This is a genomic window from Mesorhizobium intechi (genome assembly GCF_002879535.1).
GTDB classification, from domain to species: Bacteria; Pseudomonadota; Alphaproteobacteria; order Rhizobiales; family Rhizobiaceae; genus Mesorhizobium; species Mesorhizobium intechi.
In genome coordinates, this window is record NZ_PNOT02000258.1 from 22,629 (window position 1) to 44,987 (window position 22,359).

The 22,359-nt window shown below is 64.1% G+C and carries 21 protein-coding genes and 1 tRNA gene; 16 read left to right on the forward strand and 6 right to left on the reverse strand.

The features are described 5' to 3' along the window. Positions 1-32: 32 nt before the first annotated feature. A complete protein-coding gene (locus C1D09_RS22875) occupies positions 33-944 on the reverse strand; it encodes a peptidylprolyl isomerase (RefSeq protein ID WP_095787858.1) in 912 nt (303 codons plus the stop codon). A gap of 262 nt (positions 945-1,206) precedes the next feature. Here C1D09_RS22875 and secA point away from each other — a divergent pair, with 262 nt between their 5' ends. From secA to C1D09_RS22900, 5 genes are all read left to right on the forward strand, one after another. Then, entirely contained in the window at positions 1,207-3,939 is a 2,733-nt protein-coding gene (gene secA / locus C1D09_RS22880; RefSeq protein WP_143976423.1) for a preprotein translocase subunit SecA, read from the forward strand. Between the two features lie 318 nt (positions 3,940-4,257). After that, positions 4,258-5,658 carry a lipopolysaccharide biosynthesis protein gene (locus C1D09_RS22885; RefSeq protein WP_143976424.1) on the forward strand — a complete coding sequence of 467 codons (1,401 nt, stop codon included), beginning with the start codon at positions 4,258-4,260 and terminating at the stop codon, positions 5,656-5,658. After that, complete coding sequence (locus C1D09_RS22890) at positions 5,658-6,938, forward strand: GNAT family N-acetyltransferase (RefSeq protein ID WP_143976425.1); 1,281 nt, start codon at positions 5,658-5,660, stop codon at positions 6,936-6,938. The genes C1D09_RS22885 and C1D09_RS22890 overlap by 1 nt, the downstream gene beginning before the upstream one ends. Positions 6,939-7,050: 112 nt before the next feature. After that, the gene (locus C1D09_RS22895; RefSeq protein ID WP_246135838.1) at positions 7,051-7,884 is read left to right on the forward strand and encodes a creatininase family protein; all 834 of its coding nucleotides are present in this window, start codon (positions 7,051-7,053) and stop codon (positions 7,882-7,884) included. 160 nt (positions 7,885-8,044) lie between these two features. Then, positions 8,045-9,052 carry a YncE family protein gene (locus tag C1D09_RS22900; protein WP_246135839.1) on the forward strand — a complete coding sequence of 336 codons (1,008 nt, stop codon included), beginning with the start codon at positions 8,045-8,047 and terminating at the stop codon, positions 9,050-9,052. Positions 9,053-9,073: 21 nt separating this feature from the next. Here the strand turns inward: C1D09_RS22900 and C1D09_RS22905 are convergent. Next, positions 9,074-9,158, reverse strand: a tRNA-Leu gene (locus C1D09_RS22905). Between the two features lie 274 nt (positions 9,159-9,432). Here C1D09_RS22905 and C1D09_RS22910 point away from each other — a divergent pair. Then, positions 9,433-10,020, forward strand: a complete 588-nt coding sequence (locus C1D09_RS22910; RefSeq protein ID WP_143976427.1) for a YqaA family protein — start codon at positions 9,433-9,435, stop codon at positions 10,018-10,020. A 28-nt stretch (positions 10,021-10,048) separates the two neighbouring features. Next, on the forward strand, positions 10,049-10,567 hold the full coding sequence (locus C1D09_RS22915) for a disulfide bond formation protein B (protein WP_143976428.1): 519 nt from the start codon (positions 10,049-10,051) through the stop codon (positions 10,565-10,567). 150 nt (positions 10,568-10,717) lie between these two features. Here C1D09_RS22915 and C1D09_RS22920 read toward each other — a convergent pair whose 3' ends face one another. Together C1D09_RS22920 and C1D09_RS22925 are read right to left on the reverse strand one after the other, a co-directional pair. Next, entirely contained in the window at positions 10,718-11,275 is a 558-nt protein-coding gene (locus C1D09_RS22920; RefSeq protein WP_143976429.1) for an HNH endonuclease, read from the reverse strand. 128 nt (positions 11,276-11,403) lie between these two features. Continuing rightward, positions 11,404-12,045, reverse strand: coding sequence for a DNA-3-methyladenine glycosylase family protein (locus C1D09_RS22925; protein WP_123169931.1), 642 nt, complete (start codon positions 12,043-12,045; stop codon positions 11,404-11,406). Positions 12,046-12,120: 75 nt separating this feature from the next. Here C1D09_RS22925 and gluQRS point away from each other — a divergent pair, with 75 nt between their 5' ends. Together gluQRS and C1D09_RS22935 are read left to right on the forward strand one after the other, a co-directional pair. After that, positions 12,121-12,996, forward strand: a complete 876-nt coding sequence (gene gluQRS, locus C1D09_RS22930) for a tRNA glutamyl-Q(34) synthetase GluQRS (RefSeq protein ID WP_143976430.1) — start codon at positions 12,121-12,123, stop codon at positions 12,994-12,996. A 149-nt stretch (positions 12,997-13,145) separates the two neighbouring features. Further along, entirely contained in the window at positions 13,146-14,054 is a 909-nt protein-coding gene (locus C1D09_RS22935) for a DMT family transporter (protein WP_143976431.1), read from the forward strand. Here the strand turns inward: C1D09_RS22935 and C1D09_RS22940 are convergent. Continuing rightward, on the reverse strand, positions 14,024-14,875 hold the full coding sequence (locus C1D09_RS22940; RefSeq protein WP_027047430.1) for a YihY/virulence factor BrkB family protein: 852 nt from the start codon (positions 14,873-14,875) through the stop codon (positions 14,024-14,026). The genes C1D09_RS22935 and C1D09_RS22940 overlap by 31 nt on opposite strands. A 58-nt stretch (positions 14,876-14,933) precedes the next feature. On the opposite strand from C1D09_RS22940, the gene C1D09_RS22945 reads away from it, so the two are divergent. The 7 genes from C1D09_RS22945 (at position 14,934) to C1D09_RS22975 (ending at position 20,353) form a co-directional block, all read left to right on the forward strand. Then, complete coding sequence (locus C1D09_RS22945; RefSeq protein ID WP_143976432.1) at positions 14,934-15,800, forward strand: SDR family oxidoreductase; 867 nt, start codon at positions 14,934-14,936, stop codon at positions 15,798-15,800. A 25-nt stretch (positions 15,801-15,825) separates the two neighbouring features. Next, the gene (locus C1D09_RS22950) at positions 15,826-16,017 is read left to right on the forward strand and encodes a twin transmembrane helix small protein (protein WP_027031242.1); all 192 of its coding nucleotides are present in this window, start codon (positions 15,826-15,828) and stop codon (positions 16,015-16,017) included. A gap of 18 nt (positions 16,018-16,035) precedes the next feature. Then, a complete protein-coding gene (locus tag C1D09_RS22955) occupies positions 16,036-16,617 on the forward strand; it encodes a cob(I)yrinic acid a,c-diamide adenosyltransferase (RefSeq protein WP_143976433.1) in 582 nt (193 codons plus the stop codon). Positions 16,618-16,650: 33 nt separating this feature from the next. Continuing rightward, positions 16,651-17,451 carry a rhomboid family intramembrane serine protease gene (locus tag C1D09_RS22960; RefSeq protein ID WP_143976434.1) on the forward strand — a complete coding sequence of 267 codons (801 nt, stop codon included), beginning with the start codon at positions 16,651-16,653 and terminating at the stop codon, positions 17,449-17,451. A 203-nt stretch (positions 17,452-17,654) separates the two neighbouring features. Further along, on the forward strand, positions 17,655-18,404 hold the full coding sequence (locus C1D09_RS22965; protein WP_143976435.1) for an electron transfer flavoprotein subunit beta/FixA family protein: 750 nt from the start codon (positions 17,655-17,657) through the stop codon (positions 18,402-18,404). A gap of 24 nt (positions 18,405-18,428) precedes the next feature. Beyond that, a complete protein-coding gene (locus tag C1D09_RS22970; protein WP_143976436.1) occupies positions 18,429-19,358 on the forward strand; it encodes an electron transfer flavoprotein subunit alpha/FixB family protein in 930 nt (309 codons plus the stop codon). A 116-nt stretch (positions 19,359-19,474) separates the two neighbouring features. Beyond that, entirely contained in the window at positions 19,475-20,353 is an 879-nt protein-coding gene (locus tag C1D09_RS22975; RefSeq protein ID WP_143976437.1) for a 3-hydroxybutyryl-CoA dehydrogenase, read from the forward strand. Positions 20,354-20,362: 9 nt separating this feature from the next. Here C1D09_RS22975 and C1D09_RS22980 read toward each other — a convergent pair whose 3' ends face one another. After that, positions 20,363-22,324 (reverse strand): PAS domain S-box protein, encoded by a 1,962-nt coding sequence (locus C1D09_RS22980; protein WP_246135840.1) that lies wholly within the window; start codon positions 22,322-22,324, stop codon positions 20,363-20,365. Positions 22,325-22,359: the final 35 nt, after the last annotated feature.

Here is a 22,359-nt window from a genome sequence, read left to right on the forward strand (position 1 = left end):
CCGCGCCCTTCTTTGAAAAAACCGTCCAGGCCTTACTTGCCGGCTTCCATCGTATCGACGGCCTGCTTCAGCTTGGCGTCGGGGATCTCGACCTTGGCGCCGGCGCGCAGCGACTTGACCAGCGCGAAATACTTGTCGCGGATGACTGCCTGCTTGGCCTGGTCCTTGACGTCGTCGAAGGCCGGCGGCTGCTTGGCGCGCTTGTCCTCGAGCTTGATGACATGCCAGCCGAACTGCGTCTGCACCGGCTGCTCGGTGTATTTGCCCACCTCGAGCGCGAGGGCCGCCTTGTCGAACTCCGGCACCATCTGGCCAGGCCCGAACCAGCCGAGATCGCCGCCATTGGACTTGCCAGAGGGATCGCTGGTGTGCTCGTTGGCGAGCTTCTGGAAATCGCCGCCGCCGTCGAGCTGCTTGATGATCGCCTCGGCCTCTTCCTTCGTCTTCACGAGGATGTGACGGGCATGCACCTCATTGACCGGCGGCGTGTTGGCGATTTCCTGGTCGTAGCGGGCGCGGATCTCGGCATCGGTGACCTTGTTGACGACGCCCTTCTCGACCATCTCGCCATGCAGCGCGCGCTGCTGCAGGAAGGCCATGCGGCGCTGGAAGTCGGGATCCTTGTCGAGACCGTCGGTAACGGCCTTGGCGGCCATGACGCGGATCTCGATGGCCGCCGAAAGGGCAGCCGCGCGGCGCTGCTCGGGCGGCAGCTGCGCGAATTGCTGCGACAGCTCGCCTTCGGCAAGCACCAGGTCGGCTTCGGTCAGGGGCTGGCCGTTGACCGTGGCGACCACGGCATTGGGGTCGACGGGCGCCGCCGCGGGTGCGGCCGGGGCAGCAGGAGCGGCCTCCTGCGCCATGACGGGCGACAGGCAAAGGGCCGACAGGCCGAAGGCCAGACCAAGGCTGGCAAGCGACGCACGGCGGAACAACAAGGGCATAAGGATGACTCCGGTGAAGGATTGTAAGAAGGGGTGGCTTCCAGATCAGCCAGATTGTGGCGGAATTTGGCGCGACCGGCAGGGCCAGCGCGGCGTTGACATCAGTTGAGCCCCCTCTTATCTGTCCAACGACTTTGCGTCCAGAACCGTTTTCCGGGCGCTTTTTGTGTTTGCCCGTGTTCAGGCGGTGCGATCACGCGGATTTGATGGGGCCGCCCGGCGCCTGTCTCAAGATTGAGAATTCTATCGAAAGGACCATTGGATGGTCAGTCTCGGCGGTCTCGCCCGTAAGGTTTTCGGTTCCTCCAACGACCGTCGGGTCAAATCGACCCGGCCCCGTGTCGAGGCGATCAACGCCATGGAAAACGAGATGCGGGCGCTCTCCGACGCCGAACTCGCGGGGCGTACGGAAAAATTCCGCCAGGATATCGCCAATGGCGCCAGCCTTGACGACCTTCTGGTCCCGGCTTTCGCCACCGCGCGCGAGGCGGCACGCCGCGTGCTGGGCATGCGTCCCTTCGACGTCCAGCTGATCGGCGGCATGGTGCTGCACAATGGCGGCATTGCCGAGATGCGTACCGGCGAGGGCAAGACCCTGGTGGCGACGCTGCCGGTCTATCTCAACGCACTGGCCGGCAACGGCGTCCACGTCGTCACGGTCAACGACTATCTCGCCACCCGCGACTCCGAATGGATGGGCCGCGTCTACAAATTCCTCGGCCTCTCGGTCGGCGTCATCGTCCACGGCCTGTCCGACGAAGAGCGCCGCGTCGCCTACGCCGCCGACGTCACCTACGCCACCAACAACGAGCTCGGATTCGACTATCTACGCGACAACATGAAGTACGAGCGCGCCCAGATGGTGCAGCGCGGCCATAATTACGCGATCGTCGACGAAGTCGATTCCATTCTGGTCGACGAGGCGCGCACGCCGCTGATCATTTCCGGTCCGCTCGAGGACCGCTCGGAAATGTACAACACCATCGACACTTTCATCATCCAGCTGCAGCCGCAGGATTATGAGATCGACGAGAAGCAGAAGACCTCGATCTTCACCGAGGAAGGCACCGAGAAGCTGGAAAACATGCTGCGCGATGCCGGCCTGTTGAAGGGCGAGTCGCTCTATGACGTCGAGAACGTCGCCATCGTCCACCACGTCAACAACGCGCTGAAGGCGCACCGGCTGTTCCAGCGCGACAAGGACTACATCGTGCGCAACGGCGAGATCGTCATCATCGACGAGTTCACCGGCCGCATGATGCCCGGCCGCCGCTATTCGGAAGGCCTGCACCAGGCGCTGGAAGCCAAGGAGCACGTCGCGATCCAGCCGGAGAACCAGACGCTCGCCTCCGTCACCTTCCAGAACTACTTCCGCCTCTACAAGAAGCTGTCCGGCATGACCGGTACGGCGCTGACCGAGGCCGAGGAGTTCGGCAACATTTACGGTCTCGAAGTCACCGAGATCCCGACCAATCTGCCTGTCATCCGCAAGGATGAGGACGACGAGGTCTACCGGACGGTCGAGGAGAAGTACAAGGCGATCGTCAAGGAGATCCGCGAAGCCAGCGCCAAGGGCCAGCCGACGCTGGTCGGCACCACCTCGATCGAGAAATCCGAGCAGTTGGCCGACCGCCTGCGCAAGGAAGGTTTCAAGGATTTTGAGGTGCTGAACGCCCGCCACCACGAGCGCGAGGCGGCGATCGTCGCCCAGGCCGGCAAGCCCGGCGCCATCACCATCGCCACCAACATGGCCGGCCGCGGCACCGACATCAAGCTCGGCGGCAACGCCGAAATGCGCATTGCCGACGAACTGGGCGACTTGCCGGAAGGCCCCGAGCGCGAGGCGCGCGAAAAGGAGATCATTGCCGACGTCGAGCGCCTGAAGGAAAAGGCGCTGGCCGCCGGCGGCCTCTACGTGCTCGCCACCGAGCGCCATGAATCGCGCCGCATCGACAATCAGTTGCGCGGCCGTTCCGGCCGTCAGGGCGACCCCGGCCGTTCGAAATTCTTCCTGTCGCTGCAGGACGATTTGATGCGCATCTTCGGCTCCGAGCGCATGGACGGCATGCTGCAGAAGCTCGGCCTCAAGGAAGATGAGGCGATCATCCACCCCTGGATCAACAAGGCGCTGGAAAAGGCGCAGAAAAAGGTCGAGGCGCGCAACTTCGATATCCGCAAGAACCTGCTCAAATATGACGACGTCTCCAACGACCAGCGCAAGGTGGTGTTCGAGCAGCGCATCGAGCTGATGGACGGCGAAGGCCTGTCGGAAACCATTGCCGAGATGCGCGAGGGCGTCATCGATGAGATCGTCGCCAAGGCCATCCCCGAAAATGCCTACGCCGAGCAGTGGGATGTCGCCGGCCTGAAGGCCGAGGTCGCCGAATTCCTCAATCTCGACCTGCCGATCGAGGACTGGGCCAAGGAAGAAGGCATCGCCGAGGACGACATACGCGAGCGCATCACGGTCGCCGCCGACGCCGCCGCCAAGGAGCGCACCGAGCGCTTCGGCCCCGAAGTGATGAACTATGTCGAGCGCTCCGTCGTGCTGCAGACGCTCGACCATCTGTGGCGCGAGCACATCGTCAATCTCGACCATCTGCGATCGGTCGTCGGCTTCCGCGGCTACGCACAGCGCGATCCGCTGCAGGAATACAAGAGCGAAGCCTTCGAGCTGTTCCAGGCGATGCTCGGCAATCTGCGCCAGGCCGTCACCGCGCAGCTGATGCGCGTCGAGCTGGTCCGCCAGGCCGCCGAAGCCCCGCCCCCGGAAGCGCCCGACATGTTCGGCACGCATATTGACGGCACCACCGGCGAGAACGATTTCGAGGGCGGCGAAACCGCCCTCCTGGTGCGCCAGGAGCAGAGCGCCGTCGTCGCCCCCGAAGACCGCGACCCGAACAACCCTGCCACCTGGGGCAAGGTCGGCCGCAACGAAGCCTGCCCCTGCGGCTCCGGCAAGAAGTACAAGCACTGCCACGGGGCGTTTGCGTAAGGACGCCTCGTCTTCCTTTTCCCCGTTTCACGGGGAGAAGGTGCCCCGAAGGGCGGATGAGGGGCGGCGCCGAGTTCCGTGATTGGCCCAAATCTGCAGTTGAGATGACATGCGAACCCGGCAAAGCGCTGGGACCCCAGATAATTCTCCCCGAACTTCCCGCATCGGCAAGAATACCCGCAAGCCGGCGCCGGCCCCTCATCCGCCTGCCGGCACCTTCTCCTGCCCACGGGGACAAAGGACGCCACCCACGTTTTCTTAATGTGTCTCCGCTACACCAAAGCCTGAAAAAGGGGCGGAAAACGGAGAGAGATCGGGGTGCGCTTTTCCGCGGCCACGACTGCCGGGCGGTTCTTGCCGCAGCGTTTGGCGCTGCGCGTCGAGCCGTTGCTTGGCCGCATCGACGCGGTTCTCTTCACCGCCGATGAACGTGGCGAGGCCGGCCGCATGTCGGTCATCGCCTTCTCGATCCGCATCGTCAGCGCCGTCATCGCCTTCATCAGCCAGGTGCTGATGGCGCGCTGGATGGGCTCGTTCGAATACGGCATCTTCGTGCTGGTCTGGGTGACGATGGTGATCGTCGGCAACCTTGCCTGCCTCGGCTTCCACACCTCGGTCATCCGCTTCATCCCCGAATACCGCGAGCGCGGCCTGATGGACGAACTTCGCGGCATCGTCGTGGCCAGTCGCCTGTTCGTGCTGATCGCCTCCACCATCATCGCCGGGCTCGGTGCGCTCGGCGTCTGGCTGGCGGCACCCTGGATCGAAAACTACTACGTGATCCCCTTCATCCTCGGTATCATCTGCCTGCCGATGATCGCGCTGTCGGACCTGTTGCAGGGCCAGGCCAGGGCGAACAGCTGGGCGCTGTTTGCCCTGTCGCCGACCTATCTGATACGGCCGGTGCTGATCCTGCTGTTCATGGCGCTGATGCTTTTCGCCGGCTACGCCGCCGATGCCAGGACGGCGATCTTCGCCTCGATCGCCGCCACCTATGTCACCACCCTCGCCCAGCTGATCGGCGTCACGCACCGCATGGAAAGGCAGATCCCGGCCGGCCCGATGAAGGTGCATTTCGCGCAATGGTTCATCGTCTCGCTGCCGATCTTCCTGGTCGAAAGCTTCTTCTTCCTGCTCACCAATGCCGATGTGCTGATGGTCGGCGCCTATATGGATCCCAACGACGTCGCCGTCTATTTCGCCACGGTCAAGACGCTGGCGCTGGTGCATTTCGTCTATTTCGCCGTCAAGGCCGGTGTCGCCCAGCGCTATGCGCAGTTCACCCATGGCGAGCCGCAAAAGCTTGCCGCCTTTGCCCGCGAGACGGTGTCGTGGACCTTCTGGCCGTCGCTGCTGATGGCGCTGCTGGTGCTGGCGCTGGGCAAACCCATGCTGGTGCTGTTTGGCCCCGAGTTCACGTCGGGCTATCCGCTGCTGTTCCTGCTCGTCTTCGGCGTCGTGGCGCGCGCCGCGGTGGGCCCTTGCGAAAGCCTGCTCACCATGAGCGGCAACCAGAACATCTGCGCCGCCGTCTATGCCATGACACTGGCCTTCAACATCGGCCTCAACGTGGTGCTGATCCCGCATTTCGGCCTGTGGGGCGCCGCCATGGCCACCGCCTTCGCCATGATCTTCGAGGCCAGCGCGCTGTCCTTCACGGTGTGGCGCAAGCTCGGCATCGTCATGGCGATCTTCGTGCCTGCCAAAGGAGCCGCCTGATGGTCGCCATCCCGTTGCTCGAGGAAACCAGCGGCGGCACCGCCAGCGCCATGATGTCCGGCCTTGCCGGTCTGGCGCGCGATCCCGATCCGGCTCATATCGAAATCCTCGCCAACAACCGGCCGGAGCGCAAGCTTGCCATCTATCCGGCGTCCGCCGGCTTCGACCTGGTCGAGGAGCTGGATTATCTATGCGCCCGCACGATCGAGCCGAACGTCTTCTTCAACCCGCGCTTCCTGGCGCCGGCCATGCCCCGGCTGGAGGATCGCGAGGTGCGGCTGGCGGTGATCCGCGACGGCGACGAATACCGCAACCGGCTGCGGCTGCTGGTGCCGATCTCGGTGGAGCGTCCCGTGGTGCCGCTCGGCGTTCCGGTGATGCGCACCTGGTCGAGCCCGTTCGGTCCGCTCGGCACGCCGCTGATCGACCGCGACGATCCGGTGGGCGTCGTCGAGGATTTCTTCTCGATGCTGTCGCGCCCGCACCTCAAGCTGCCGAAAGTCTTCGTTCTGCCCGACATCAGGCTGGACGGTCCGGTGGCGAGCCTGCTTGACACCGTGGCCGAGACGCGCGGCCTGACCCTGGTCACAACCAACCAGACCGCGCGCCCCGTGCTGGACAGCGAACTCGACGGCGACGACTATCTGAAAGCTTCGCTGCGCTCGCACCACTATCGCGAACTCCGCCGCCTGAAGCGGCGCCTTGCCGACCTCGGCAGGCTGGAACACGTGGTGGCGCGCGGCCCTGACGAGATCCGCCACGCCATCGAAAGCTTCCTGACGCTGGAAGCGTCCGGCTGGAAGGGCCGCGAGCGCACCGCAATGGCGATCGACCGCTTCCGCGCCGCCTTTGCCCGCGAGGCGGTGCACCGGCTGGCCGAGCAGGACATGTGCCGCATCCATTCGCTGACGCTCGACGGCCGCACCGTCGCCAGCCTGATCGTCTTCGTCGAGGCCGGCGTCGCCTATACCTGGAAGACGGCCTATGATGAGACGCTGGCCGCCTATTCGCCCGGCACGCTGCTCATGATCGAGGTCACCCGGCAGCATCTCGACGATCCCAACATCATGATGACCGATTCCTGCGCGGTGCCGGATCATCCGGTGATGAGCCGGCTGTGGGCCGAGCGCAAGCCGATCGGCACGCTGGTGATCGGCCTGACGCCGGATGCCGACCGCCTCGCCCGCCAGGCCGCCTCGCAGCTGCATCTCTACCGCGAGACCCGCAACATGGCTCGCCTGCTGCGCAACCGCATGAAGAGCCTGCTGAGAAGGCGGTAGCCATGATCCCGAATCTTCGCGGCCGGCGCCATGCCGGGACCTCCGCCCCGGACAAATTGCACGAAAGCGGCGGCCGTGCTGTCCGATGCAACGCATAGGCCCGGAGGCTGAAATGATCGCAAGGCACGGTTTCACGCTCGCGGCCATTGTCGTCGGCCTTTGGGTCCTGTCGGGTCTTGCCTCTGCCGCCCGCGCTGCCAATGCGTCGGTCTTCCTCGAAGACCAGACCTGGACCGAGCTGCGCGACCGGATCAGCGCCGGGGCGACGACGATCATCGTCCCGATAGGCGGCACCGAGCAAAGCGGCCCTGCCATGGCCTTGGGCAAGCACAATGTGCGGGTGAAGTTCCTGGCCGAGAAGATTGCCGGCCAGCTCGGCAACGCCTTGGTCGCTCCGGTGGTCTCCTATGTCCCGGAAGGAACCATCGACCCGCCGAGCGCCCACATGCGGTTTCCCGGAACGATTACCATCAGCGACAAGATTTTCGAGCAATTGCTCGAATCCGCGGCGCGCAGCTTCAAGCTGCACGGCTTCAGGACCATCGTGCTGATCGGCGATCATGGCGGCTATCAGGCCGACGAGCGCCATGTGGCCGATCGTCTGAATGCCGAATGGCGCAAAAGCCCGGTCCGGGTCTTTGCGGCGCTGCAATATTACCAGGTCACCCAGGGCGCCTATGTCGACAAGCTCCTGTCGGCCGGCGCGAAGCAGTCCGAGATCGGAACCCACGCCGGATTGGCCGACACATCGCTGATGCTCGCCATCGACCCTTCCATGGTGCGCGGGGATCGCCTCGCGGCGGCTCCGAAGTTCGACGCCGGCGACGGCGTCTATGGCGGCGACCCGACACGATCGTCGGCCGAGTTCGGTCAACTCGGCGTCGATCTGATCGTCAACGGGACGACCGAAGCGATCCGCGAATTCGCAAGACAGCAGCCCAAATGATCAAGCCATGTCCACGGTTCACCAGCTTGCGCGCCCTGCTCGTCTTGTTGGTTGCCCTGTCGCCGGCATCGGCTTCAGTTGGTTCATGCCCTGAGGATGCAGCGAGCCGCCGCCCGCGCGCTCTGCGGTCAATATCTACGACCAGACAACCTCTGACCATTTGAGCCCGGCCACGACAGGCGCGCTGCCGCGCGTCTATGTTCCGAACCGCTCGTCCAACAGCGTATCGGTCATCGACCCCGCGACGCTCAAGGAGGTCGACAGGTTCCCTGTCGGGCGCAAGCCACAGCACGTCGTTCCGGCGTGGGATCTCAGAACGCTCTGGGTCGCCAACAACGCCAGCGGCACGAGCAAGGGCAGCGTGACCCCGATCGACCCCAAGACCGCCAGGCCGGGTCACGAGATTCCGGTCGATGACCCCTACAACATGTACTTCATGCCGGACGGAAGTTCGGCCGTCATCGTCGATGAGGCCTATCAGCGGCTTGATCTGCGCGATCCACGGACCATGGCGCTGAAATCGACGATACCGACGCCGACCTGCCCCGGCATCAACCATGCCGATTTCTCCGCCGACAATGCCTACGCCATATTCACCTGCGAATACGGCGATGGTGGACTGTTGAAGGTGGACCTGAAAGACCAGAAGGTGCTCGGCCACCTCGCTTTGTCGAAGATGGGCATGCCGCAGGACATCCGGCTTTCGCCCGACGGCAAGGTCTTCTATGTCGCCGACATGATGAACGACGGGGTGTTCCTGATCGACGGAGACAGCTTTTCCGAGATCGGCTTCATCGCCACCGGCATCGGAACGCACGGGTTTGTCGTGAGCCGCGACGGGACAAAACTCTACGTTTCAAACCGTGGCTCGCACAAGATGGAGCAAGGCCGTGCAAAGGGGCCGGGCAGCGTGACCGTCATCGACTTCGCCACCCGTTCGGTCGTCGCACAATGGCCCATACCCGGAGGCGGCAGCCCCGACATGGGCAATGTCAGCGCCGACGGCAGGCAATTGTGGTTGTCCGGCCGCTTCGACAGCGAGGTCTACATGATCGACACGAATTCGGGTGCCGTGACGAAAATCCGGGTCGGCGTCGAGCCTCATGGCCTGACCGTCTGGCCGCAGCCCGGCAGATACTCGCAGGGCCATACCGGCAATATGCGGTAGCGTTGCGTTTGTGGAAAAGAATGGTGCCCCTAGCCGGGATCGAACCAGCACTCCTTGCGGAACTCGATTTTGAGTCGAGCGCGTCTACCAATTCCGCCATAGGGGCTCAGGCCGGGCGGCCTGGATGGGCGCGGACTATACGGTTGGAGGCCTGTTCGTCAACTGGCCAATTCTCGGCTATCCCCCGATGCGACCAATCTTCGCCTTTTGATTTCGTGACCATGCTGCCATTGTGCAGCGCGAAAAATCTTTCTAGACAGGCGGCGCATGGAGCGTGGCGCGTCTGAAGGGATCGCCGCGTGCGCTTTGGGTCCTGTTTTCATCCCTGCCTTTGCCCCAGGCATCCGCGCACTTTGGCCGACACGGGATTAGGAGAGCCGATGCTTCGCGGACTGTATGACTGGACCCTCTCGCTGGCGGCGCGCAAATCCGCCGAATGGTGGTTGGCCTTCATCGCTTTCGTCGAGAGTTCGGTGTTCCTGGTGCCGGCCGACGTGCTCTATCTGCCGATGGCGCTGTCGCGGCCGGATCGCGCCTACCGCTATGCGCTGATCGCCACCGTCGCCTCGGTGTTGGGCGGCATCGCCGGCTGGTTCATCGGCCACTACGCCTATGAGGCGGTGGCAAGGCCGATTCTCGAATTCTACGGCAAATATGACGAGTTCGAGCAGTTGCGCACCTCGTCGGGCATCGGCTTCATCATTCTGATGCTGATCACCTCGGGCGCGGCGCACCTGCCGCCGATCAAGGTGGTGACGATCCTGTCCGGCGTCATCGGCGTCAACCTGGCACTCTTCATCGTGCTGGCCATCGTGGCGCGCGGCGCCCGTTTCCTGCTCTTGGCCTGGCTGTTGCGCCGCTACGGCGAGCCGATCCGCGAGTTCATCGAAAAGCGCCTCGGCCTGATCGTCGGCGCCGCGGCGGCTGCCCTGATTTTGCTCTATATCGTCGTCAAATACGCGTTCTAGCCGAGCCGGAGCAACGGACAAAAGACCCATGACAGCGACCATGAATGCCGACACCGGACGCCAGCGGACACGGACCGCTTTGTTTCTCGCCGCTGCCATGGCCGCGACCGTCGGTTCGGCGCTCGGCTTCCAGTATATTGGCGGCTACATCCCCTGCCATCTCTGCCTGGAGCAGCGCACCCCCTACTATGTCGGCGCACCGCTGATGGTGCTGGCGGTGATTGCCTCGATGCTGCGCGCGCCGGCCTGGCTGACGCGCGGCCTGCTGGGCATTGGCGGCCTCCTGATGCTCTACGGCCTCTATCTCGGCGTCTACCATTCCGGCGTCGAATGGCAGTGGTGGGCCGGCCCGACCGACTGCACGGCGGGCGCCGGCCCGGTCGACACCGGCGGCAAGGGCGTGCTCGACGCGCTCGACAAATTCGTGCCGCCCTCCTGCGACAAGGCCGCACTGCGCATCCTGGGCCTGTCACTGGCCGGCTGGAACGCCATCGCCAGCCTCATCCTGGCCGCCGTCGCCTTCCGCGGCGCCTTGGCCAAGGACTGATCTGGCGTGGCGCGAGATCGTTCAAGAGTTCGGCAGGCTGAGTGGGATGAAGTGATTTTCGAGAACCGGACCGGAGCGTACCAAGGTACGTGAGCACCGCAAGCGCACAAAATCGCTTCGGCGGCCAGCCTCCCGAAGTCTCGAATGATCTCAAGGTTCGAGTTCGACATCCCAGTACAGATAATCCATCCAGCTTTCGTGCAGATGGTTGGGTGGGAACAGGCGGCCGTTATTGTGCAAATCATGCACGGTCGGCTGATAGGGCTTCTGCAGCGGCCACATCTTGGCATGCGCCGGCATCATGCCGCCCTTCTTCAGATTGCAGGGCGAGCACGCGGCGACGACATTCTCCCAGGTCGTCGCACCGCCGCGATGGCGGGGGATGACATGGTCGAAGGTCAGGTCGTCGGGCGTGCCGCAATACTGGCACTGGAAGCGGTCGCGCAGGAAGACGTTGAAGCGGGTGAAGGCCGGGTGCCTGGACGGCTTCACATAGGCCTTCAGGCTGACCACGCTCGGCAGCTTCATCGAGAAGGTCGGCGAGGACACCGCATGCTCGTACTCGGCAACGATGTTCACCCGGTCGAGGAACACCGCCTTGATGGCGTCCTGCCAGGACCAGAGCGACAGGGGGTAGTAGCTGAGCGGACGGTAATCCGCGTTCAGCACCAGTGCTGGAAGCCCATCCGGAGATACGGCAACCGTCACGTGTTTACCTCCTTGGTTCTAGACCCGAACGGCGCGGATACTGTAAGCCCGACATGACAGGGATGTGAAGCGGATTGTCGCTTGCCCAAAGCGTCAAAACACCCCGATTTTTATGCTTTTTTGTAGACTCAGGACGGCGGCGCGGCATCCCTGCCCCTGGTTTCGCGATAATAGGACCAGAAAAGCCGCGATGCGACACCTCGCCACGGGCTCCATGATTCGGCCAATGCGATCAGTGTTTTCTCCGGCGGGCGCGGGTCGATGCCCAACGCATGGCCGACCGCGCTCTGCAGCGCAACGTCGCGCGCGGGGAAAATGTCAGGGTGCCCGGCCGCAAACAAAAGGTACACTTCCGCCGTCCACGGGCCGATGCCGGGCACCGCCGTCATCGCCGTAATCGCTTCGGTCGCGTCGAGCGAGCAGAGGTGATTGAGATCGAGCCCGTCGGCCACCGCCTGGGCAACCGCGATCAGTCCGCGCTGCTTGGGCCGCGACAGGCCGGCCTCGCGAAACATATCCTCGCCGGCGGCCAGGATCGCCTGCGGCGTCAGCGGATCGACGAGTTTCGTCAGGCGGCCGAAGATGGCGTCGGCGCTCGCCCGCGACACCTGCTGCGAGACGATGATCGAAGCCAGGCTCCTGAACCCCGGCTCAGAAAGCCGGAGCGGCACCTCGCCGGCCATGCCGCGCACCTTTTCCAGGCGCGGGTCGATGATGCAAAGCGCATCGAGCCCCCGCGCAATGTCGTCCAGCGTCGCGATGCGTTGCATGGTATCCTTGTCCGCCAAAGTGCAGCAAAGTAGCAACCGCCGAAAGCACAGCACAACCCGACTGCCGCCTCAGACATGACGCTCCTGACATTCCGCTTCGCGCCAAGCCCCAACGGCGAACTGCATCTCGGCCATGCCTATTCCGCGCTGCTCAACCAGAAGCTCGCTGAGACCCACGACGGCCGCCTGCTGCTGCGCATCGAGGACATCGACACCACGCGCTGCACGCCGCAATTCGAAGCCGGCGTGCTTGCCGACCTGAAATGGCTGGGCGTTGGCTGGGAAGAGCCGGTGCGCCGCCAGTCGGAGCATTTCGCAGAATATCAGGCGCAGCTCGACCGGCTGATCCGCGAGGACCTCGTCTACCCCGCTTTTATGAGCCGTGGCGAGATCAGGGCCTTCATAGCCGACAGCGAAAAGCGCGGGCGTGACTGGCCGCGCGACCCCGACGGCGTGCCGCTCTATCCCCCGTCCGACAAGGCTTTGCCGGTGAAGGAACGCAAACGGCGTATCGCCGAAAACGAGCCCTTCGCCTGGCGGCTCAATGTCGATGCCGCTGTTGCGCGTGTGGGCAGGGACCTCGCATGGACCGAATTCAGCGATGAGACGCTATCGGCGACGCGCTCGGTCGAGGCCCGCCCGCAGGACTGGGGCGACGTGATCGTGGCGCGCCGCGACATCCCGACCAGCTACCACCTGGCCGTCATCGTCGACGACGCCCTGCAAGGGGTCAGCCATGTCGTGCGTGGGCAGGACCTGTTTTCCGCCACCGGCGTGCAGCGCCTGCTGCAGGAATTTCTTGGGCTTCCGCAACCCGCCTATTTCCACCATCGGCTCATCCTTGGGCCGGACGGCCGGAAACTGTCGAAAAGCCTTGGTGACACCGGCCTTGCCAAGTTGCGCGTGGCCGGCGCATCGACTGACGACGTCAGGCGGATGGTCGGTCTCTGAGCCGGTTGAGCTCTGGCCAGGCGTGACGAATTCGCCACCGATTGAATTCCCGTGATGCATGGATCAATCGTTTCGTTTTGCACGCCGGGTTGAACCGGATTAGAGCAGCGCCACGATCAGTTTTTCACCAGCGCGGCGGCCTGCGGAAAATGCAAAGCATCAAGCGGTTCATCCCCGCCACCTTCGTCGTCCTGTGGGCAACCGGCTTCATCGGCGCGCGTTATGCCATGCCATGGGCGGAGCCGTTCACCTTCCTCGCCGCCCGTTTCGTCATAGCGGCCATCCTGCTGGCAGCCCTGATGCCCGTTCTGGGTTCGAAGCGCGCCACTCGCAAGGAAGCACTCCATGCCACCGGCGCCGGCGTGCTGATGCATGGTGTCTATCTCGGCGCCGTCTTCTGGGCCATCCACAGGGGCATGCCGGCCGGGTTCTCGGCGCTGATCGTCGGCCTGCAGCCGCTGATCACCGCGGTGCTTGCCGGCAAGTTCCTGGGAGAAGCGATCCTGCCGCGCCACTGGCTTGGCCTTGGCATCGGCCTGATCGGCATCGTCATCGTGCTGTGGCCAAAGCTCGGCGCGCTCGGCGGCGGCGTGACCGCGGCGACGCTGACCGCCTCGCTGGTCTCGGTGCTCGGCATGAGCGCCGGCACCATCTGGCAGAAGCGTTTTGCTTCCGGCGGCGACCTCGTGGCGGCGACCATGTGGCAATATGTCGGTGGCGCCTCGCTGATGATCCTGGCCGCGCTCGCCTTCGAAACGCACACCGTCATCATCAATGGCGAACTGATCTTCGCCATGGCCTGGCTGGTGCTGGTGCTGTCGCTCGGTGCCATCTTCCTGCTGATGGTGATGATCCGCGACGGCGAAATGTCGAAAGTCGCCTCGCTGTTCTACCTGGTGCCGGCGGTGACGGCGATCATCGCCTGGGGCTTGTTCGACGAGCAGCTCAACGCGCTGCAGATCGTCGGCATGGCGATCACCACCTTCGGCGTCGGCCTGGCAACGGCGCGGCAGGCCAAGGCACAGGGTCAACCCACGCGGGCCCGCGCCTCCAGATAGCGGCTGATCGCGGCGTTGAGTTCGCCGCCGAGGATGAAGATCGCCGAGACGATGTAGAGGAAGACCACCGCGATCATGATCGAGGCCAACCCGGCATAGGTCGTCACATAGGACGAGAAGTGGTCGAGATAGGTGGCGAACATCGTCGAGCCGATGAGCCATGCGGCCAGTGTGAAGACGATGCCCGGCACCAGCGAGACGAAGCGGCGCTTGCCGGCCGGTAGCCAGTAGTGGACGGCAAACAACCCGCCGATGATAACGGCCGAGGCAATGACGTAGCGCCACAGGGTGATCGTGCCGGTATAGGGCTTTATCCATTCGAAATGCGCTTCCGCCAGCCGCGCCAGCAGGGGCGCGAAGACCAGAAGCACGCTGATCGCCAGGAAGCCGGCCGTCGCGATCAGCACGAAGAAGATGCTCTGCACCCGGCGATAGATGATGCCGCGCGTCTCGGTGACGCGATAGGCGCGGTTGAGCGAGGTGCGCAGGGCCTCGATACCGTTCGAGGCAAAATAGGCGGCAAGCAGCACGCCATAGGTCAACAAATCGGTGCGCCTAACCGTCAGCACGTTCAGCACCTCATGCGCGATCGGCTTGGCGATCTGATCGGGCCAGGTGTCGAAGACCAGGTGCACGGCCGTGTCGGCGAAGGCCTGGGCGCCGAGGAAGCTGCCCAGCGTCGTGGCGAAGATCAGGAACGGAAACAGCGCCATCAGCGAGGTGATCGCCAGATGGCTGGCCATCGCCCAGCCGTCATCGGTGTTGAAATGGCCGAGCGCGTCGTAGAGCACGCGGCGCAGAGCGACAATATTCCGCAGCAAGACCCCGCGTTCCCTTCGATTGTCTCGACGCCGCGAATATGGGAAGTGAATGCGGCAAATGGCAACCCTAGGCGAAATCACGAGTCCGACGGCGCAGGAGTTGCGCACCATCATCGTCACCGGCGCCTCGTCCGGCATAGGTGCATATTGCGCCCGGGCACTCAAGGCGGAAGGCTGGCGGGTCTTTGCAACAGCGCGAAAACCCGAGGACATCGCCGCCCTCGAAAGCGACGGCATCGAGGCTTTCTACCTCGACTACAGCGAACCGGAGTCCCTTGCAGCGCTGGTGACGGAGGTGCTCGAACGCACCGGCGGCCGGCTCGATGCCCTGTTCAACAACGGCGCCTACGCCCAGGCGGGCGCGGTCGAGGATCTGTCGGTGGCCGCGCTCAAGGAGCAGTTCGAGGTCAATTTCTTCGGCTGGCATGATTTGACCCGCCGCCTGGTTCCGGTGATGCGCCGCCAGGGTCATGGCCGCCTCGTGCATTGCTCTTCGATCCTCGGTTTGGTGCCGGTGCGCTTTCGCGGCGCCTATTCGGCATCCAAACATGCGCTCGAGGCGTTGATGCTCTGTCAGCGCCAGGAACTGGACGGCAGCGGCGTCCATGTTTCGCTGATCGAACCGGGGCCGGTGAAATCGAAGATCGCCAGCAACGGCCTGCCCTGGTTCCTGAAAAACATCGACATCGAGAATTCCGTGCACAGGGCGGACTATGCCGCGCAGCTGGAGCGGCTGCGCGCCGGCGGCAGCCAATCGGCGTTGAAGCCCGGGCCGGAAGTGGTCTACAGGGTTCTGCGTCATGCCCTTCTGTCGCGGCGCCCGCGTCCGCACTATGTGGTAACAGTGCCGGCCAGAATCGGCGCGGCGCTCAAACGCATCCTGCCGGCATCGATACTCTACCGCCTGATGGCCAAACGCGCCTGAACGCGAAACAACTGGAAACGCAACAATGGCAACCGTCTTCAACATCCTCGCCATTCTGGTCATGGCCGCCGTGGTGATCGTGCTGATCCGAGGCCTCATCAACATGATGCGTGGCGGTTCGGGCGTCACCTCGAACAAGCTGATGCAGGCGCGTGTCATGCTGCAGGCGGTGGCGCTGGTGCTGATCCTGCTGGCCGTGTATTTCACCCGCAAGTGAGGCCGTCCGGGAGGCGACGTGGTCAAGCTCAACAAGATCTATACCCGCACCGGCGATGACGGCACGACGGGTCTCGGCACTGGTGAGCGGCGGCTGAAATCCGACCTGCGGGTGGACGCCTACGGCACGGTCGACGAAGCCAATGCCTGCATCGGCATGGCGCGCGTGCACACGGCAGCGAGCCATCCGGCGATCGATGCCATGCTGTCACGCATCCAGAACGATCTCTTCGACCTCGGCGCCGATCTCGCCGTGCCCGATGACGGCAAGCCGCTTGGCTACGAGCCGCTGCGCATCGTTGCCGCCCAGACCGACCGTGTCGAAAAGGACATCGACCTCCTCAACAAGCATCTCCAGCCGCTCAAATCCTTCGTGCTCAACGGCGGCACGCCGGCGGCCGCGGCGCTGCATCTGGCCCGCACGGTGGCGCGGCGGGCCGAACGGCTGATGGTGGCGCTGGCTCAAGACCCGGGCGAGCACGTCAACCGCGACGGGTTGAAATACATCAACCGCGTCTCGGATTTCCTGTTTGTCGCCGCCCGGGCGGTCAATGACAATGGAAATGCCGACGTGCTATGGGTTCCCGGTAAGAACCGCTGAACGGATCGAAGAGCGGGAGGGGACCAGGCACGCATGTTCATCCCGCTTTACGACACAAACAGGCTGCGCCACATCCGCCTGCAATATGTGACGATCGGCCTGATCGTGGTGAATGCGCTGGTCTATTGCGCCACGGCACTCGGCGGCGAGAACTTCACCAATGCCGCCGTGCTTGGCCTCGGCTTTATTCCGTCCGTGGTTCACAACACGGCCGAGCTTGATCCTCGGTTCATCATCATTCCGGAAAGCCTGAGCTACCTTACCTATTCCTTCCTGCATGCGGACATCTTTCATCTTGGCGGCAACATGCTGTTCCTGTGGGTGTTCGGCGACAATGTCGAGGACGCGCTCGGCCACATCCGCTACCTGATCTTCTATCTCCTGTGCGCCATCGCCGGCGCCGCCTTCCAGGGCCTTATCGCCTGGGATTCGCAGGTGCCGCTGATCGGTGCCTCCGGCGCCATCGCCGGCGTGGTCGTCGCCTATTTGATCCTCTATCCCAGGGTTAAGGTCTGGGTCCTGGCCTTTGCCCGAATCCCGCTGCGCATCCCGGCCTTCATCCCGCTTATCCTGTGGGTGCTGTTCCAGGTCTTCATGTTCGCCGCCGGCGGCGAGGACCAGATTTCCTGGGCCTGCCATATCGGCGGCATCATGGCAGGCGCGGTGCTGGTGCTGGTCCTGCGCAGCCGCGGCGTGCCGCTTTTTGCCGGCGCCGACGAGGATGCCGTGGTTCCCACATCGGACCAGCCACCGGTTGCTGCTGAACCGGCGGCGCCTGAACCGCAGGCCAGCACGACGCGCTGGGGGCGGGGAAACCCCTCTGGCCCAAACTGAACCGATTTGAGGCGCTTTCAGCGTATTGACGGCAAGGATTGCCCCAACTACGGAAACGTCTCCGTCCGGGCCCCAAGGCTTTCAAGGAGCAGTTCAAGACGGGCAAAGACCAGAATTTCCATCCGGAATGTCGGCTTTCGACAACTCAGAAGGGGCGCAAGCTGTTATAGCGCGCCCAACTAGCGTGAAGAGGTGACAGGCAAATGAAGATCCTTGTGCCCGTGAAGCGGGTTGTGGATGCGAACGTCAAGGTTCGCGTGAAGGCCGACGGTTCGGCGGTGGAACTCGCCAACGTCAAGATGGCGATGAACCCGTTCGACGAGATCGCGGTGGAAGAGGCGATCCGGCTCAAGGAAGCCGGCAAGGCGGAGGAGATCATCGTCGTCTCGATCGGCCCGCAGCAGGCGCAGGAAACCCTGCGCACCGCGCTCGCCATGGGCGCCGACCGCGCCATCCTGGTCAAGACCGACGAGCAGACCGAGCCGCTCGGCGTCGCCAAGGTGCTGAAGGGCGTCGTCGAAGCCGAACAGCCCGGCCTCGTCATTCTCGGCAAGCAGGCGATCGACGACGACTCGAACCAGACCGGCCAGATGCTGGCTGCCCTGCTCGGCTGGGCGCAAGGCACCTTCGCCTCCAAGGTTGTGCTCGAAGGCGACAAGGCCAAGGTGACGCGCGAAGTCGACGGCGGCCTGCAGACCGTGGAATTGAAGACGCCGGCTATCATCACCGCCGACCTGCGCCTCAACCAGCCGCGCTATGCCTCGCTGCCCAACATCATGAAGGCCAAGAAGAAGCAGCTCGACGAAAAGACCCCGGCGGACTACGGCGCCGACGTCAAGCCGCGCCTCAAGGTCATCAAGACCGAGGAGCCCGGCGGCCGCAAGGCGGGCGTCAAGGTCAAGAGCGTCGCCGAACTGGTCGACAAGCTCAAGAACGAAGCCGGCGTTTTGTAAGCGATCGGGAAAGGAACAGATAAAATGGCAATTCTCCTCATCGCCGAACACGACAACGCCAGCCTTTCCGACCAGACCGCCAAGACGCTTTCGGCGGCCCTGCAGATCGGCTCTGACGTGCATGTGCTGGTGGCCGGCAAGGGCGCCAAGGGCGCGGCGGACGCAGCAGCCAAGCTCAAGGGCGTCGGCAAGGTGCTGCTCGCCGAAGCCGATGAACTCGCCGAGCGCCTCGCCGAACCGACGGCAGCGCTCGTCGTGTCGCTTGCCGGCGGTTACGACACCATCATCGCGCCGGCGACCTCCTCGGGCAAGAATGTCGCCCCGCGCGTCGCGGCCCTGCTCGATGTCGCGCAGGTCTCCGAGATCATCGAAGTGGTCTCGCCGGACACGTTCAAGCGGCCGATCTATGCCGGCAATGCCATCCAGACCGTGCAGTCGACAGACGCCAAGAAGGTCATCACCGTGCGCACCGCCTCCTTCCAGGCGGCGCCTGAGGGTGGCTCGGCCGCGGTCGAGACTGTCGCGGCAGCCGCCAATCCCGGCCTGTCCTCCTTCGTCGAGAACAAGCTGTCGGAGACCGACCGTCCGGAACTGACCTCGGCCAAGATCATCATCTCGGGCGGCCGCGCGCTCGGCTCGTCGGAGAAGTTCCAGGAGGTCATCCTGCCGGTCGCGGACAAGCTCGGTGCGGCGGTCGGCGCCTCGCGTGCCGCTGTCGATGCCGGTTATGCACCGAACGACTGGCAGGTCGGCCAGACCGGCAAGGTGGTCGCTCCGGACCTCTACATCGCGGTCGGCATCTCCGGCGCCATCCAGCATCTCGCCGGCATGAAGGATTCCAAGGTCATCGTCGCCATCAACAAGGACGAGGAGGCACCGATCTTCCAGGTTGCCGACTACGGCCTCGTCGGCGATCTCTTCGTCATTCTGCCGGAGTTGCAGAAGGCGCTTTGACGCTCTCTGGCAAAGCGTATTAAATGCTTGGGGTGGGGTAGACGAAGTCGCCCCGCCCTTTTAGTTTGCACCGCACAAAAAGCAGGCTGCAAAGGCCTTTGGACGGGATCGGTGTAATGAGCAAGATCGAGACGATCGGCATCATCGGCGCAGGCCAGATGGGTGGGGGTATCGCCCATGTCTCCGCGCTTTCGGGCTACAAGGTGCTGATCTACGATATTTCGCCCGACCGCATTGAAAAGGGCATCGCCACCATCAGCGGCAACATGGCCCGCCAGGTGGGCTCCGGCAAGCTTGACGAGAAGCTGCGCAACCAGGCGATGTCGCGCATCGCCTCCGCACCGACGATGGCCGATCTCGCCGGCGCCGATCTGGTGATCGAGGCGGCGACAGAGGACGAGACGGTCAAGCGCAAGATCTACGCGCAGCTCTGTCCGCAGCTCAATCCCGAAGCCATACTGGCGACCAACACCTCGTCGATCTCGATCACGCGGCTCGCCGCCCAGACCGACCGGCCGGAGCGCTTCATCGGCATCCATTTCATGAATCCGGTGCCGCTGATGAAGCTGGTCGAACTGGTGCGCGGCATCGCCACCGAGGACCAGACCTTCGAGGCGGCCAAGACCTATGTGAAGCAGCTCGACAAGACTATCACGGTCTCGGAGGATTTCCCGGCCTTCATCGTCAACCGCATCCTGCTGCCGATGATCAACGAGGCGATCTACACGCTCTATGAGGGTGTCGGCTCGGTCGACGCCATCGACACGGCCATGCGGCTCGGCGCCAACCATCCGATGGGACCGCTGCAGCTGGCCGATTTCATTGGCCTCGACACCTGCCTCTCGATCATGCAGGTGCTGCATGACGGCCTGTCGGATTCGAAGTACCGCCCCTGCCCGCTGCTGGTCAAATACGTCGAAGCCGGCTGGCTCGGCCGCAAGACCGGGCGCGGCTTCTACGACTATCGCGGCGAGCAACCCGTTCCGACGCGCTGACGCGTCCGTTCACGACGCCGCGGCAAGCGGCGCGGGGGGCCTCGACTTGTCGTCGGGCGCCACGCAGACGCATCCGCGGCCGGCCGCCTTGGCGGCATAGCAGGCGGCGTCCGCCCTTGCGATGATCTCGTCCGCCTCCCCGGAATTGGCGTTTATCGCCGCCACGCCGATGCTGGCGCCGATGGCATGTGGCCGGGCATCCCAGGTGAAGTTCAATCCCGCTATCGCATCGATCACGGAGCGCGCCGCGATCCTGGCGCCGGCGGTCGAGCCCGATTTCAGGATGACCGCGAATTCGTCGCCGCCTAGGCGCGCGACACTGTCTTCAGGCCCGAGTACGCCACGCACGGCCTGTGCGACCCGCTTCAGCAAGGCGTCTCCGGCGGCGTGACCGCCGGTGTCGTTGACCAGCTTGAAATGGTCGAGGTCGATGAACATGAACTGATGGTCGCTGCCGCCAGCCCCGGCGGCGTCCTTGCGGGCCTGATCGACGATCTCCTCCATGGTGCGGATGAAGCTCGAGCGATTGGCAAGGCCGGTCAACGCATCATGCGCGGCGGCGTGGGCAAGCTGGCGCTGCAGGGCGCGTGCATCGGTAAAATCCTGGAAAACTATGACCAACCCGCAGAATTCGTTGCGCTCGTTCATGATCGGCGACACGACCTGGCGGATACTGCAGCGTATGTCGTCACGGCGCACCAGCACGGCGCGGCTATTCTGGTCGGAGGGCGTCTCCGCACCGATCGCCGGCCGTGTCACACCGATCCTGTGTCCCGTCTCCTCGTCCACCGCCCAATAGACATGACCGAGCGTCTTGCCGAGAGCCGCCTCCGCCGGGACGCCGGTCAGCTTCTCGGCAACCGGATTCATGAAGGTGACGCGGTTCGCCGCATTGGTGCAGATGACGGCATCGCCGATCGACTGCAGCGTTACCCTGAGCCGCTCTTTCTCGTCGGCCAGCATTGCCGCCGATACGGTCAGGCGCTCCTCGGCCTCCTTGCGCCGGGTGATGTCCGTCAGGCTGCCGATGGCCCGGACCAGACGCCCGTCCCCGTCACGCTCGATGGCCTTGCCGCGGTCGAGAATCCAGATCCATCGGCCGTCCTTGTGACGCATCCTGAACTCGGCCTCGAAGAACTCTGTCTGGCCGTCGAGATGGGCGCGATCCGCCTCGGCGACGGTTTCGCGGTCGTCGGGATGGATCATCGTCAGCCAGCGATCGGGGTCGCCGTCGAGTTCGCCATCCGCATAACCCAGCATCTTGACCAAGGCCGAGGAGTAGGTGGTGCCGCCTTTGCGGATGTCGAGATCCCAGACGCCCTGGCCGGCGCCGGCAAGCGCGAAATTCCAGCGCGTTTCGGCCTCGGCGATGCGCGCCTTGGCCTGTTTGCGCGCGTCGATGTCTTCGATCTGTGAAACGAGATAGAGCGGGCGGCCGCTCTTCTCCTCGCGAATGACGGAGCCGGCGAGATGCGCCCAGACCGCTGTACCGTCCTTCTTGAGGTAGCGCTTCTCGAATTGGAAGGCGTTGACCGTGCCAGCTTTGATGCCTTCCATGGTTTCCCGCCCGACATGCAGGTCGTCGGGGTGGGTGATCTGGAAAAAGGTCAGCGCCTCGATCTCTTCGCGGCTGTAGCCGAGCATCGAGGCGAACGCCGGATTGGTCTGCACAAACCGCCCATCGAGGCCGACGACGGCGATGCCGATTGCCGAGTCCTCCATCGCCCGGCGAAAACGCTGTTCGCTCTCGGCGATCTGCCGCCGATCTTTCGAGATGCGGCCGATGAAAAGACAGGCGAAAAAAAGCTCGCCAATTGTCATCGCGACCGACACTTGCAGGCAAAGTCTGAGCGCTTCCGCGCCAAGGTCCAGCCTCGACAGCACGACCAGGGCCGCGGCCACGGCGAAGCCGGCCACGAGCGACGCCGGCGCTGCGTGTTTGTCGAGCCTGATCGGTCCTTGTAGTCTCACGATCCGTGCCACCCCCGTGGGCAATCGCTTTTTCC

Excerpts from the sequence above, each read along its gene's own strand:
- C1D09_RS22910 (WP_143976427.1), top strand. The coding sequence starts at position 9,433 with ATGCTTCGCGGACTGTATGACTGGACCCTCTCGCTGGCGGCGCGCAAA.
- C1D09_RS22975 (WP_143976437.1), top strand. The coding sequence starts at position 19,475 with ATGAGCAAGATCGAGACGATCGGCATCATCGGCGCAGGCCAGATGGGT.
- C1D09_RS22960 (WP_143976434.1), top strand. The coding sequence starts at position 16,651 with ATGTTCATCCCGCTTTACGACACAAACAGGCTGCGCCACATCCGCCTG.
- C1D09_RS22950 (WP_027031242.1), top strand. The coding sequence starts at position 15,826 with ATGGCAACCGTCTTCAACATCCTCGCCATTCTGGTCATGGCCGCCGTG.
- gluQRS (WP_143976430.1), top strand. The coding sequence starts at position 12,121 with ATGACGCTCCTGACATTCCGCTTCGCGCCAAGCCCCAACGGCGAACTG.
- C1D09_RS22890 (WP_143976425.1), top strand. The coding sequence starts at position 5,658 with ATGGTCGCCATCCCGTTGCTCGAGGAAACCAGCGGCGGCACCGCCAGC.
- C1D09_RS22965 (WP_143976435.1), top strand. The coding sequence starts at position 17,655 with ATGAAGATCCTTGTGCCCGTGAAGCGGGTTGTGGATGCGAACGTCAAG.
- C1D09_RS22875 (WP_095787858.1), bottom strand. The coding sequence starts at position 944 with ATGCCCTTGTTGTTCCGCCGTGCGTCGCTTGCCAGCCTTGGTCTGGCC.
- secA (WP_143976423.1), top strand. The coding sequence starts at position 1,207 with ATGGTCAGTCTCGGCGGTCTCGCCCGTAAGGTTTTCGGTTCCTCCAAC.
- C1D09_RS22895 (WP_246135838.1), top strand. The coding sequence starts at position 7,051 with ATGATCGCAAGGCACGGTTTCACGCTCGCGGCCATTGTCGTCGGCCTT.
- C1D09_RS22970 (WP_143976436.1), top strand. The coding sequence starts at position 18,429 with ATGGCAATTCTCCTCATCGCCGAACACGACAACGCCAGCCTTTCCGAC.
- C1D09_RS22915 (WP_143976428.1), top strand. The coding sequence starts at position 10,049 with ATGACAGCGACCATGAATGCCGACACCGGACGCCAGCGGACACGGACC.
- C1D09_RS22945 (WP_143976432.1), top strand. The coding sequence starts at position 14,934 with ATGGCAACCCTAGGCGAAATCACGAGTCCGACGGCGCAGGAGTTGCGC.
- C1D09_RS22935 (WP_143976431.1), top strand. The coding sequence starts at position 13,146 with ATGCAAAGCATCAAGCGGTTCATCCCCGCCACCTTCGTCGTCCTGTGG.
- C1D09_RS22925 (WP_123169931.1), bottom strand. The coding sequence starts at position 12,045 with ATGCAACGCATCGCGACGCTGGACGACATTGCGCGGGGGCTCGATGCG.